15 protein-coding genes are annotated in these 12,308 nt (G+C 28.7%); 5 read left to right on the top strand and 10 right to left on the bottom strand.

Annotation, left to right across the window (positions count from 1 at the left end; translation table 11 throughout):
• Positions 1-95: 95 nt before the first annotated feature.
• The 8 genes from ACWJJ2_RS15820 to ACWJJ2_RS15785 form a co-directional block, all read right to left on the bottom strand.
• Positions 96-719, bottom strand: a complete 624-nt coding sequence (locus ACWJJ2_RS15820; protein ID WP_462953490.1) for a DUF2812 domain-containing protein — start codon at positions 717-719, stop codon at positions 96-98.
• Between the two features lie 14 nt (positions 720-733).
• Positions 734-1,045, bottom strand: coding sequence for a PadR family transcriptional regulator (locus tag ACWJJ2_RS15815; RefSeq protein ID WP_462953489.1), 312 nt, complete (start codon positions 1,043-1,045; stop codon positions 734-736).
• A 242-nt stretch (positions 1,046-1,287) separates the two neighbouring features.
• The gene (locus ACWJJ2_RS15810) at positions 1,288-2,715 is read right to left on the bottom strand and encodes a HAMP domain-containing sensor histidine kinase (protein WP_462953488.1); all 1,428 of its coding nucleotides are present in this window, start codon (positions 2,713-2,715) and stop codon (positions 1,288-1,290) included.
• Positions 2,705-3,403, bottom strand: coding sequence for a response regulator transcription factor (locus ACWJJ2_RS15805; protein WP_462953487.1), 699 nt, complete (start codon positions 3,401-3,403; stop codon positions 2,705-2,707). The genes ACWJJ2_RS15810 and ACWJJ2_RS15805 overlap by 11 nt, the downstream gene beginning before the upstream one ends.
• A 112-nt stretch (positions 3,404-3,515) precedes the next feature.
• Complete coding sequence (locus tag ACWJJ2_RS15800; protein WP_462953486.1) at positions 3,516-3,662, bottom strand: hypothetical protein; 147 nt, start codon at positions 3,660-3,662, stop codon at positions 3,516-3,518.
• The gene (locus tag ACWJJ2_RS15795; protein ID WP_462954350.1) at positions 3,655-4,398 is read right to left on the bottom strand and encodes a lantibiotic immunity ABC transporter MutG family permease subunit; all 744 of its coding nucleotides are present in this window, start codon (positions 4,396-4,398) and stop codon (positions 3,655-3,657) included. Before ACWJJ2_RS15795 ends, ACWJJ2_RS15800 begins: the two co-directional genes overlap by 8 nt.
• A gap of 35 nt (positions 4,399-4,433) precedes the next feature.
• Positions 4,434-5,180: a lantibiotic immunity ABC transporter MutE/EpiE family permease subunit gene (locus ACWJJ2_RS15790; protein ID WP_462953485.1), complete on the bottom strand. Its 747-nt coding sequence runs from the start codon at positions 5,178-5,180 to the stop codon at positions 4,434-4,436.
• Positions 5,173-5,892 (bottom strand): lantibiotic protection ABC transporter ATP-binding protein, encoded by a 720-nt coding sequence (locus ACWJJ2_RS15785; protein WP_462953484.1) that lies wholly within the window; start codon positions 5,890-5,892, stop codon positions 5,173-5,175. The genes ACWJJ2_RS15790 and ACWJJ2_RS15785 overlap by 8 nt, the downstream gene beginning before the upstream one ends.
• Before the next feature lie 636 nt (positions 5,893-6,528).
• Between ACWJJ2_RS15785 and ACWJJ2_RS15780 the strand changes: the two genes are divergently transcribed.
• The 4 genes from ACWJJ2_RS15780 to lepB all read left to right on the top strand — a co-directional run bounded on the left by ACWJJ2_RS15780 (position 6,529) and on the right by lepB (position 10,255).
• Positions 6,529-8,757: a HelD family protein gene (locus ACWJJ2_RS15780; protein ID WP_462953483.1), complete on the top strand. Its 2,229-nt coding sequence runs from the start codon at positions 6,529-6,531 to the stop codon at positions 8,755-8,757.
• A gap of 161 nt (positions 8,758-8,918) precedes the next feature.
• Positions 8,919-9,470, top strand: coding sequence for an RNA polymerase sigma factor (locus tag ACWJJ2_RS15775; RefSeq protein ID WP_462953482.1), 552 nt, complete (start codon positions 8,919-8,921; stop codon positions 9,468-9,470).
• The gene (locus ACWJJ2_RS15770; RefSeq protein WP_216302450.1) at positions 9,454-9,693 is read left to right on the top strand and encodes a hypothetical protein; all 240 of its coding nucleotides are present in this window, start codon (positions 9,454-9,456) and stop codon (positions 9,691-9,693) included. Before ACWJJ2_RS15775 ends, ACWJJ2_RS15770 begins: the two co-directional genes overlap by 17 nt.
• Before the next feature lie 22 nt (positions 9,694-9,715).
• Positions 9,716-10,255, top strand: coding sequence for a signal peptidase I (gene lepB / locus ACWJJ2_RS15765; RefSeq protein WP_216302449.1), 540 nt, complete (start codon positions 9,716-9,718; stop codon positions 10,253-10,255).
• A gap of 210 nt (positions 10,256-10,465) precedes the next feature.
• Here lepB and ACWJJ2_RS15760 read toward each other — a convergent pair whose 3' ends face one another.
• Positions 10,466-10,651: a cysteine-rich CWC family protein gene (locus tag ACWJJ2_RS15760; RefSeq protein WP_165414431.1), complete on the bottom strand. Its 186-nt coding sequence runs from the start codon at positions 10,649-10,651 to the stop codon at positions 10,466-10,468.
• A 362-nt stretch (positions 10,652-11,013) separates the two neighbouring features.
• On the bottom strand, positions 11,014-11,193 hold the full coding sequence (locus ACWJJ2_RS15755) for a hypothetical protein (protein ID WP_220319811.1): 180 nt from the start codon (positions 11,191-11,193) through the stop codon (positions 11,014-11,016).
• 334 nt (positions 11,194-11,527) lie between these two features.
• On the opposite strand from ACWJJ2_RS15755, the gene ACWJJ2_RS15750 reads away from it, so the two are divergent.
• Positions 11,528-12,226, top strand: a complete 699-nt coding sequence (locus ACWJJ2_RS15750; protein WP_462953481.1) for a DUF1129 domain-containing protein — start codon at positions 11,528-11,530, stop codon at positions 12,224-12,226.
• Positions 12,227-12,308 lie beyond the last annotated feature (82 nt).

The raw sequence follows: 12,308 nt of genomic DNA, 5'->3' as shown, positions 1-12,308 counted from the left end.
ACTGCAAAATGCCTTCAATAGTTAAGTCGTGATAGATTACAACCTATCACGACTTATGATAATTATACCCTACTTATCATATTTCCCAATCATTCTTATATCCGGTTTTTAAGATTTGTCTTTTGATAATACATTTGTGCTTTTACTGCGAAAATAGCATATAGAATAATTAAACAAGGGAAAATCAACCACATATACCCTCTCATCATTGCGAAAGGTGTTTCAAATAAGAATGACTCCCAAAAGGACGTTCCTGTTTTTTGCCATAATCCAGGCGTATAGTACAATAATTTCGGATTCAATACTGCAGCAATATCAATAGTTTTTGTCATAACGAACACTATCGATATTGGAATATAAGATACTACCAATGATAGCCACATATTTGACAATTTCTTGTATCTCTCTGCTTTAGAAGAGAGATCAGAAAAAATATCATCACCAGCACTTTCATCTATTTTTTTGAAGTATTGTTTTCCAGATGTTTTTGTACCAGCAATATGTTCCCACCCGCAGTCCTTAAAAAGGATAATATAATTTTGAAAATCGTCCTTTGACTTAAAATTGCGATAATCTATTTTTATAATAGTATTGTTAGGTGAAGTTTTACGAAATTCATATTTTGTATGTTTTTCATCCAATTCCCAACCTCGGTTTGCCATTTCATTTAACCATTTTTCTTCTTTATCAAAGCTGACATAGCATCTAATTTTTTTCATATTGACACCTCTCTCTATTTCAAATTATTCTGAGTAATCTCAATCATATGTTTCATTCTTTCAAAATCAAGAAGTAATACTTTCTTTCCTTCGTCTGTGATAAGATAAACTTTACGCCTGTTGTCATCACTTTCAACGGGTTGAATAAACTTTAATTTCAGCAAATTTTCAATGGCTCCGTATAAAGTACCTGCCGCTATTCTTACCTTCCCGCCGCTTAACTCTTCAGCTTTTTGCATAATTAAATATCCATGTGCTGGTTCAAGTAGAGATAAAAGAATGTAATAAACTGTTTCTGTAAGTGGTAAATTTTTATTTTTTTTCATTTAGTTCTCTAACTCCTTTCTTATAAAGTTTAACTATATAGTTATATGATATACAGCTTGACTGTATATGTCAATACTAAAAAACCATACTTTTATTAATTCGTATGCATTAATCTCTTTCCGATTAATTAATCCTAAAATAAGTAGCGATGCTTTCGATAACATTAAATACTTCCTTTCATATATAACATTCACCTTTAAGTACAGTAATTGCGAAACAAGTGGTGCGCTTATATATTATTCTATAAGTGCACCACTTGTTTTTTTGAAACATCTTCTATTATGAAAAATTCAACTGTTGCTCCATTATCTTCATTGTTATAAGCTAAAATTTCTCCCTGATAATTTAAAACAATTTTTTTGGAAATATAAAGACCTAGACCAAAATGATTTTTATACGAATCATTTTGATAAAATGCATTAAACAATTTTTTTGTATCTTTTTCTTTAAATCCCCTACCTGTATCAACGCACTTAAAATAAATTTTCTTATTGTTATTTTCATCAAATACAATAAGTTTTATATTCCCGGCATCCGTAAACCTAAGGCTATTATGTAATATATTATCCAGTACACGATTTAGCATCGATTCATCCAATAAATAATATTTCTTACTCAAATTCACTTCAAATTGAACATTTAAATTTTTCTTACTTGCTAAAAGAGATATTTCCTCTTTTTTCTCCATCAGAAGATTATTCAAATCAACTTTTTGTATTCTAAGTAGAAAATTTAAATTTTCCACTTTATATACTAAAGATAAATTCTCAGTAAGAGATATCATTTTATTACAATTTTTATTGATTATTTCTATGTAGTTATTAATAGAAAATTCTTTTTTATCTTTTAATTCATTTATTAATTCAAGTTCGCCCTTTATCACTGTAATTGGAGTTCTTATATCATGGACAATTGACGATGTTATCATTTTTCTATCATTCTCTAACTTTGACAATCCCTCTACAGTCTGTTTTAACGTATTTATCATTATATTGAAAGAATCTTGTATGGTTTTAAATTCTTTTCCTTTAAGTCCATCAATTTCAAATGAAAAATTTCCTTCTGATATTTTAGTTGCCGAATCAAGTAATATCTCAATATTTTTTGATATAGATTTGTATAATTTTTTAGTAAATAAAAATAAATAAATAACAAAAAAGACTAAAGGAGAACCAATAAGAGTAATATATACAACTACAGCTGCTGGATTTTCATTTACATTATTAATCAGATATCCAAATGGAGCTTTTATAACGTAGATATATTTTATATAGTTATCTTGTATTAATGGTATACATCTATATATATAATTGTTTTTAACAGTATCAGCGCCTATGCATTTTACTACATTAATATTTTTGTTTATAATATTTACATCTCCAAATAAGTGCTTCCCATTAAGGTCTACAACTTCACCTTGAATCTTGTCAGTATATGAATTTAGATTTATTAATTGGCCTTGTAATATTAAGTCTTTATTAATTACAATTTTTTGTTCTATTCTATCTAAATATTTAGAATAGTAGTCTGTTGTTTTAGTAAAGTTCGTAAGTATTAATATAAACATTAAAAGAACCATATATGCAATAATTGTTGATATTAAAGTATATGAGAATATTTTAATAACAAGTAAATAAAAATCCCTTTTAATTGTTCTATTAGTTTTCATTGGTTATCTCCCATTTGTATCCAAACCCATAAACTGTATTTATATATGAATTGTATGAATCCTTTTGCTTGATTTTTCTCCTTATATTTTTTATACTTTCCGTAACAGTTTCTAAATAACTTTCTGAATCACTGCCCCATACTTTATTGAATATTTGTTCTTTAGATAACGTGATATTTTTATATAACATAAAAAGCTTAATTATCTCATATTCTTTCTTTGTTAGGTTCAATTTTACACCCATACAAAAAACTTCTTTTGCTAGGATATCGATAATTATATTCTTAGAACTTAGAATATAATTATCGGTTTTTGTAATTCTTTCTTCACGTCTTAAATGAGATTCAATTCTCGCCATTAATTCTTTTAATCCAAATGGTTTTGTAATATAATCATCCCCACCAGCTGAAAGTGCGGTTACCTTATCTTCCTCTAAATTCTTTGCACTTAAAAACAATATTGGACAACTAACTTTTCCCCTAATAATACTACAAATTTCTATTCCATCTATACCATCCATCATTATATCAAGTATGATTAAATCAAATTTATTCCTAAGAATATTTTCTAAAGCTTTAGTTCCATCTTCATATGCTTCAACATAATAATTATGTGCTTCAAGATACTCTTTTATCATTCTACAAATATCTTCATTATCATCCACTACTACTATTTTTTTTTGCTTCACTATAAATCACCTGATTTCTATTTAATTAAATTCTCACTTATAAAATCTATTTTAATGAAAATATATAATACATGGAGTGTTTTAATTCTTCTAAGAATTCTACCACAGTTTTTTATACAAAAGAATTAATATTAGATATAAATGTTCCATATCTGCCTCTATTATTAGATATACATACAACTAAAAGCCCTATTCCATACATTACGTATTTATCCATTGACATTGCGCTTAAAAACAATACTTGAAATTTATTATTCATAGGATTTTCGGCCTTCCCACTTACTAAACCAAATAAGGCTAGCAATTAGTAGCATAATTGTGACTAGGATTACAAATGGAAGGTATCTTCCATACAGCAACGCAGAAAATTCTGATGTAACTACTCCTGTGGAAAGTGGCATTTCAGGAATAAAGCATTCTGGAATTTTCGAAAGGCGTGCAGACCATGTCCACGGAATGAACAGCCATACTTTATCACCAAGTGAAGTTGTGCCCATAAGTGCAGCAATTAGAAAGCCTACTCCACCTAAGGAAATTGAGGCTCCCATTCCAAATTTAAAGCTTAAAAATAGGTAAAATACATACAAAAACAGACAACTAATAATGGTTAGCAATGAACCTTGAAAAAATAGACCATATTGAATGTTCTCTATGTGCAGAATAAACCTCATCCCAATCAAAAGAATAAAAGCAGAAAAAAACATAGAAATAGTTGTCATAATCTCAAGTAAAAGCAATTTGCTAAGATAGCTCGTTGTTCTGGAAACAGTTGAACTTAGTATTATGCTAAAATTTCCTGCACTTTCTTCCGCATCACCAATAAGTCCTGAACTCAAACTTACTAGAACGGGAAGAAAAATTGATATTACCATAAAAAAAGCATCATAAATTTGATATTGTAATTTATTATTGGAACAATACCACAGCATAAAAATAGGATAAGTTATGGTTATCACAATAAAAACAAGTCTAATTTGAGTCCGTTTTGTTTTCATCCAATCACCAGATAGACATCTAAATATATTCAAAGTTAGCACACTTCCCTTTTAGAAAACCAAAGTGATGTAAGGCACGAGGTTATAATCAGAAATCCAAGTGACACAATAATCCCAATTGGAATTACAGATGAATTCATTAATAGACTGCCCTCTTGAAGTATAGTACCATTTGGGTGTACATGAGCAATAGGACACATTAAACGCAGTGGCCAGCTCCAGGGCATTAATATCCATGATGCCTCAGGAGCCATAACAACGCCTGCCGCAAGTCCAATTAAGGCACCTCCAATTGAAGCAGGTGTACCCAGCCATGTTGAAAGGAACAAGTAAACTGGTATCAAGCCAACTGATGTAATCCAAATTACCATACCTGCCTCACAAACTTTAAAAAAAGGAACCGCATTGCCTTTGCTTAAAACTCCAGCAAAAAATACAAAGACTATGAGCATTATTGAAGATATAAATGTATACAAAGCGATGATTGCTATTTTACTAAGCCACACTCCTATACCTTTTACATTATGCGAGCGCAGTCCTCTATAATTTCCTGATTTTTTTTCTTTAGCATTTGACAGAGAACATAGTAATGCAGAACCTAGTGGTATAAATATAAGTGGCCACCAGTTAAAAACTGTAATAATAAAATATTCTTTTTTAACTTCCATACTAGCCATAGTAACCATTGCATACAATATAAAAAAAGATGGAGCCATGACAATGATCTTTCGAGAAAATGTTCGCTTGTATTTTAGGTTTTCAGATTGCAAATAATTAAGCATTACATTCTTCCTCCTCTTTTCTACTTTCCTTCACAATTTTCATAAATAGTTTTTCTAAATCATCATCTTTATGAATTTCATCCTGATAACCTAATATTCCATTACTAATAATACCAATGTATTGAGCAACTTGCTCTACTTCTGAAAGCATATGGCTTGATAAAATTACCGTAATACCCTGAGACGGAAAAGAACGGATCAATTCGCGAAGTTCTTGTATTCCAATAGGATCAAGTCCATTGGTGGGTTCATCCAAAATTAGAAGTTTCGGATGAGTTAAAAGTGCAATGGCAATTCCCAAACGCTGTTTCATACCCATTGAAAACTGTGACGCTCTCTTCCTACCCGTATTCTTTAAATCTACAGTTTCAAGCACCTTATGTACTTGTGAATTAGGCAGATTTAATAATTTAGTGTGTACTTTTAGATTTTCCTCAGCAGTAAGATTGCCATAGAGTGCCGGAGATTCAATCAATGCTCCAATATCTCTTAAATCTTTTCTATTCCATGGATGTCCATCAAATATTATATTACCTGAAGTTGGGCGTAAAAGTCCTGTTATCATTTTTAATGTTGTTGATTTCCCTGCGCCATTTGGACCAAGTAGTCCATAGATAGAATTCCTTTGCACCATTAGTGAAATATTATTAACTACATTTTGCTTTTCAAATTTTTTACACAACTCTTCTGTTTGCAAAATATAAGAGTCCATATATTCATCATCCTTTCATTTACTATAGTTTTATTGTACTAAACAATTCTAAGGATTTTATGATGATTTCAAACATATTTATGAATACTCTAAAATAAATTCCTTTAAAGACTCTATTTGGAAATGATGCATGGATAAGATATGAAGATATGATGATGATACAATTTTTAAATTACTGAAAATTAAGTGGAGGAATTGGACTGATAAAAACTGGAGAAGCGATCATCCATTTTGGATTATGAGAAACTTCAGATGACTTTTCTCCTTTTCTGTATGAATAGAATATATTTACAATGCTTAGAGGATTGTGAAATACCCTCAAAGTGAAAGGAACTCAATTACTATTGTTTTACTTTCACTTTGATTAGTTGTAATAAAAAAAGAAGGCATCTAATTGCCCTCTATATCTCTGTTATTAAATTGTTACTATTAATTTCTTTTACAGGTTTAATATTAAAAACTGTACTAAAATAAAAAAAACCACGTATAAGCTTTACTTAAACAGGATTTTTAGCTATAATAAAATGTGGATATGATTATACGACATAATAAACCTACTATATATTTCACTTTATTATATCACATAATGAATGTCCATGTCAATGATTTTTATAAAAAATATGGGAGAGTGAAAACATGAATGATTACGAACTAAATAAACAAGAGGAACTTGTATATCTTAAAAGTACAGTTAACTTCCTCGAAAAAGAATTACGTAAAGACGAATATGAGATAAATTTTAGAAAAAGAGACCTTATTGCTTCAAGAAGAGATATGTGGCAAGAATCTGTTCACTCTTCAAATGATCTTGATAGGATTCCAGAAATGCTCCAACAACTCTCTGAAGTTGATAGTCAAAATTATAATTATGAAAAATCGGTGGAACGAATAAAAAAATATACACGGATTTTAAACTCACCTTATTTTGGAAGGTTTGATTTTAAGGAAGATGCTTATAATGATACAGATCAGATTTATATCGGTCTTTATAATTTAATAGATAATGATACAAGTTCAATTTTAATATACGATTGGCGCTCCCCTATTTCAAGTATGTTTTATCAGTGCGAACTTGGTAAAGGATCATATAATGCCCCCTTCGGAATAATTTCGGGTGATATTTTTATGAAGAGGCAATATAAAATTGAGAATTCTGAGCTTAAGTATTTTTTTGATAGCAGCATAACAATTAATGATGATATCCTACAAGAAGTGTTAAGTCACAATTCTTCTTCAAATATGAAAAATATAGTTGAAACCATTCAAAAGGAACAAGATGTAATTATTAGAGATACTGAAAATGAGCTTTTGATTGTACAAGGCGTAGCTGGAAGCGGTAAAACATCTATAGCACTACATAGAATTGCATATTTGCTTTATGTTGGTATGGGATCAAAGCTATATTCCAATAATATTATTATAATTTCTCCTAGTTCTGTTTTCAGTAAATATATTTCTGGAGTTCTACCAGAACTAGGCGAGGAAAACGTAGAGGAAACTACTTTTGACGATATTGTAGTTGATTTTTTAGATAATAGATTTATATTTGAAAGTAGAAAGCAGCAACTTGAAACTTTGATTATTAATGATAATCAACAAAATTTAAATATAAAAATGGAGAACACTAAATTTAAAGGTTCGAAAACATTTGTAACTATTTTGGATAGATTAATACATTATTATGAGCATAAATTAACGCATTTTGAAGACTTATATTATGATGGAAAAATTATTGAAACAAAACAGCAGCTAAATAATCTTTTCTTAAACGGTAAAATGAATATGCCAATATCAAAAAAACTTAAAAGAATTGAAAGTATGATGCTTAGTAAAATTCATCCTTTAAGAAAAGCAAGACTTGAAAAAATTCAGGGAATTGTTCAAAACGGCATAGGACATGAATTAGAACTAAAATCTTTTAGCAGATTAATGGCAATTAAAGAAGCTAAAGTATTAATGAATCATATTCATAAATTTACTGAGGTTGATTATTCGGATTTGTATAAATTACTATTTAATAAATCCGGACTTCTTTTAAAACTTTCGCAAGGGTTAGAATTACCAAAAAACATTAACCAAATGGTATCAGAAACCATAGAAAGTCTCCATAAAGGCTATATTAATTACGAGGACTGTGCTCCCCTTTTATATATCAAACTAAGGCTTAACGGTAGTCGCGCGTTTTCAGATATACGGCAGGTTGTTATTGATGAAGCCCAAGATTATTATCCACTTCAATACGAAGTCTTTAATCTTCTGCTACCTAGAGCTAAGTTTACAGTACTCGGTGACTTTAACCAAACTCTCGAAAAACGTGGTGATAAATCTATATATGATGATATAGAGAAAATTCTACACAAGAAAAAGAGCATAAAGCTTTCTATGAATAAAAGTTTTAGGTCTTCTATCGAGATTAATGAATTTACTCAGAAAATATTAAATAGCAAACAGGAGTTTGTTCCCTTTGAGAGACATGCATCGGAGCCGCAAATTATATTTAAAGACAATGAAGAGTTGCTTTATGAGACTATAATCCAAGATATTCATAACTATGAAAGTCGTGGTTATGAGTCTATTGCAGTTATTTGCAAAACGGAGAAAGAAACCCTATTGGTTCAAAAAAAGCTATCCAATTTAACTAACATTAAATTGTTAAATACAGAAAGTACTGACAGTATAAAGGGTACCCTTGCTATTCCTTCTTATATATCAAAAGGTCTAGAATTTGATGTAGTACTTGTGTTCAATGTTTCAAAGGACAATTATAACAGTGAGTTTGATAGGAATCTTTTATATGTAGCCTGTACGAGAGCACTACATCAGCTTTCTATTTATTATACAGGAGAAAAAAGTGAGTTTATTTAATGTATAAATCATTCTGAAGAAATCTTAATATTTTTTATTATATTTTAAATTTTTTCAGGGGATTTCTTCTTGTTGTGTTACTAAAGATATGAAAGCCTTTGAAAATATGGTAAATTAAGAGTAATTATACTTTAGTACTACAGATGGTTAGGTGGAAATATATGATAAAAAATATTTTAAATATGAATAAAGAAAATTTCAAGAAAATATATGAAACAAATTTTAATTCTGTCTATTCTTTTGTATTTTTAAGATTAGCAGCAAACAAAGAAGCCACCGAAGACATAGTTCAGGAGACCTTTATCAGTGCAATGAAAGGACTCATTAACTATAAAGGTACAAGTTCCCATAAAACTTGGCTATGTGGAATAGCAAAAAATAAAATATTAAATTATTATAGAACTAACATTAGAAAAGAAGATTTTGCTTACGCAGAAGAACTAGATTATGTAAAGGATAACCAAGATATTGAATTTATGATTATAAATTTGGAAACTAGAAAAATAATTCTAGAAACCTTAAATAATTTGAAACCTATTTATAAGTATGTCCTTATTCTCAAATATATGGATGATCATAGTGTAAATGAAATTGCAAATTGTTTATGCAAAACTCCAAAGTCTATCGATGGCATATTACAAAGATCAAAAAATAGTTTTAAAAAAGAATTTCTCAAAATATCAGGAGATGAATTATATGATAAAAGAAGATAAACTCTTAAAAGAAATGTTTAAATTCATAGATGTAGAAGTTGAACCTCCAGATGGAACGAAACAAAGAATATATCAAAAACTTTTTTATAATTCAAATCAACGCAGTTGTTGGTGTTTATCTTGTCTTTCTTGGGTTGCAGAAAAATTTTTGAAGTTGTTGATTCAGGTATGGATTTTAATATGTATTTTTATGACTATTTTCAGTCCAACTATCGCATTTTAATTTTCACGAGGAGGTTAAATAATTGAAATTTTTAAAATATTTTATCAAAGAGTGGTTATTCCCCATACTTGTAGCAATAATCTTGGCAATTCTAATATATAAATTCCTATTTTTTAATATTACAGTTCCCTCGGAATCAATGTATCCGACTATAAAGATAGGCGATAAAATTACCGTTACAAGAGTTTATAATAAAGATAACCTAAAAAGAGGTGATTTAATAGTTTTTGATTCTGAGGAATTAAAAATACCATTAATAAAAAGACTTATAGGACTTCCAGGAGATGAAGTTATTATAAAAAATAAGGGGCAAGTTTTTATTAATGGAAGCAAAATTGAAGAGCCATATGTAGTATATATGGAGGATTTAGATAAAAAATTTAAAATTCCAGAAAACAAATATTTGTTTTTTGGAGATAATAGAGCTAATTCATTTGATGCCCGAAGATGGGAAAATCCGTACATAGATGGTAAAGATATAAAAGGAAAAGCACAGTTTATTATATATCCATTTAAGAGATTAGGAAAATTTGTAATTGGAGATGATGCTCTTAATCATTAGAATTATTGACATTTGTTTTAGTATTACTATACAAACATTTTGACCAAACTGAAAGTAACACAATTGATATTGTGTTACTTTCAGTTTATTAATATACACTTAATATGTTAACCCCAACATCTAACGACATGGGGGTACTTTCGAAGATATATAAGAAGAATGTGAACTAAATTTAAAATTAACGCTGTTTAATATATTCACTAATTTCATTTATTTCTGGTGTTTTTCTAAACAAGACTTACATACACAAGCTTTACCCTTTTTATCATTAGGAATCAAATCTAAAATGTACTTAGGAACTTTAACTGTATCACACCAACATCCACCTTGACCATGTTGACAATTATTGTCTTGTCCACAAAGTGGACATATCCTCTCTAATCCTTCTACTCTCACTATTATCACTCCTTCATCTTTTTTTACATTTTAAAAATGCTATTATAAATATAATAACATTATTTTACATGATACTATACTTTAATAAATATCTGTCTACACTACTACTTGTACAAATATAATACATATGAAGAGCTATCTAATGCAATTGCTAAATATATTATTGTTTAGGTTATAAATTCACCATAATATATTACAATTCAGATTTTAAAATAGAATAAACACATTGGTCATACTTACTTTCATTAATCCAATAATGTTCTCTTAACCTTCCATCTATTTTAAATCCATAGCTTTCACTTATACATTAGCTTAAATTTCTACCTTGATTCAATTACAATCTAATTTTAATTATAATGTATTTATATTTTTAATTTCCATATTTGATTTTTCATTTCAACTATGTTTGTTCCAATGCTTTTAATTGAACTATTTTCTTCACTTGCATTGTCAATCTTTACCTCTAGTCTGACTAAATGTTTTTCAATATCATCTAATTTTTTTTCAAGCCTTTCAACCTTATCTAAAGTAATTAATCCCATAAACTCATCCCCTCTTATTTATATGTTATGATTCAAGAAGTTCTCATACTCCTATGAACTATATAAAATATATTAATTTATCATGTTTTGCTATGTTGACATAATCATTTATTTTTAAGAACAAATTATACACAATTTATAAATTTGCATCAATAATCGTCCTTCAAATAAGAAACCCAGTTTCTCAAACTTCATTCGTTCCTACAAATTTGGCACAAATAATTTATTTAATTATACCACAATCACCATAAAACATGTATATTTTACCATTTATAGATGTGTAATAGCATCAAAGTGAAATATAATATATTTAAAAATTATGAGGAGGAAAAATATGAGTAATGTAGAGAGTGATATCAAAGAAAACCTCAAGCTGAGCAAGAGTCTAACAGAAGAAAATGATAGAATATTTACAGATATAGTTTGTTATTTGAGGGTAAGTAATTTAAGTGACGAAGAGCAAGAAGAAATTATTAGTGATATATTGAGAATGTTTTTAGATTGGCAAGAGGAAGGTAATACTGTAAAAAGCATGTTGGGTGAGGATTATAAAAAATTCGCTGATAATATAATATCTGCTGTAAATCCTAAAACCCATGTTCTAAAAACAATTAAAAAGTATTTAGGACTTACTATTGAAGGATTTTATATGATTTTCACTGTAGATTTTATTTTCTTATACTTACCTAAGTTGGCAAAAGGAAGTCATGATTTTAATGTTACTTATGACTACACATTATCTATGTTATTAAACGGTTTAATTGCAGTTGCAATATTTTCTATATCGATAAATTATATAGGTAAAAATGCTTTTGAACTTTCAAAAAAACATTTTTCTAATCTTGCTAATTTTATATTCGGATGTAGTGCTATGGGTTTGATAATACTTTTGTTATTATCATCGAAATTAAGCCCTATAATAGTCTTCTCCATGAATATTCGCTATATTATAGGTATAATAGCAGTTTATTGGGTTTATAAAGGGGTAAAAAAAATAATGAAATCTAAAGTGTTATGGATCCCGGAAAGTTAATAACGCCCTTCAACAATTCGGGATCAATATTAGAATTACTCGCATTTGTTTTAGTATTGCTATTTTAACATTTGGATCAAAT

The sequence above is a fragment of the Clostridium sp. CM039 genome, from assembly GCF_055081075.1.
The sequence above is the reverse complement of the archived record's forward strand: the minus strand, read 5'-3'. Positions and strand labels throughout refer to the sequence as shown.

Bases quoted from the DNA above. Each gene is read 5' to 3' on its own strand.
- ACWJJ2_RS15820 (WP_462953490.1), bottom strand. From the start codon at position 719: ATGAAAAAAATTAGATGCTATGTCAGCTTTGATAAAGAAGAAAAATGG.
- ACWJJ2_RS15815 (WP_462953489.1), bottom strand. From the start codon at position 1,045: ATGAAAAAAAATAAAAATTTACCACTTACAGAAACAGTTTATTACATT.
- ACWJJ2_RS15810 (WP_462953488.1), bottom strand. From the start codon at position 2,715: ATGAAAACTAATAGAACAATTAAAAGGGATTTTTATTTACTTGTTATT.
- ACWJJ2_RS15800 (WP_462953486.1), bottom strand. From the start codon at position 3,662: ATGAATAATAAATTTCAAGTATTGTTTTTAAGCGCAATGTCAATGGAT.
- ACWJJ2_RS15795 (WP_462954350.1), bottom strand. From the start codon at position 4,398: ATGAAAACAAAACGGACTCAAATTAGACTTGTTTTTATTGTGATAACC.
- ACWJJ2_RS15790 (WP_462953485.1), bottom strand. From the start codon at position 5,180: ATGCTTAATTATTTGCAATCTGAAAACCTAAAATACAAGCGAACATTT.
- ACWJJ2_RS15785 (WP_462953484.1), bottom strand. From the start codon at position 5,892: ATGGACTCTTATATTTTGCAAACAGAAGAGTTGTGTAAAAAATTTGAA.
- ACWJJ2_RS15780 (WP_462953483.1), top strand. From the start codon at position 6,529: ATGAATGATTACGAACTAAATAAACAAGAGGAACTTGTATATCTTAAA.
- ACWJJ2_RS15775 (WP_462953482.1), top strand. From the start codon at position 8,919: ATGATAAAAAATATTTTAAATATGAATAAAGAAAATTTCAAGAAAATA.
- ACWJJ2_RS15770 (WP_216302450.1), top strand. From the start codon at position 9,454: ATGATAAAAGAAGATAAACTCTTAAAAGAAATGTTTAAATTCATAGAT.
- ACWJJ2_RS15755 (WP_220319811.1), bottom strand. From the start codon at position 11,193: ATGGGATTAATTACTTTAGATAAGGTTGAAAGGCTTGAAAAAAAATTA.
- ACWJJ2_RS15750 (WP_462953481.1), top strand. From the start codon at position 11,528: ATGAGTAATGTAGAGAGTGATATCAAAGAAAACCTCAAGCTGAGCAAG.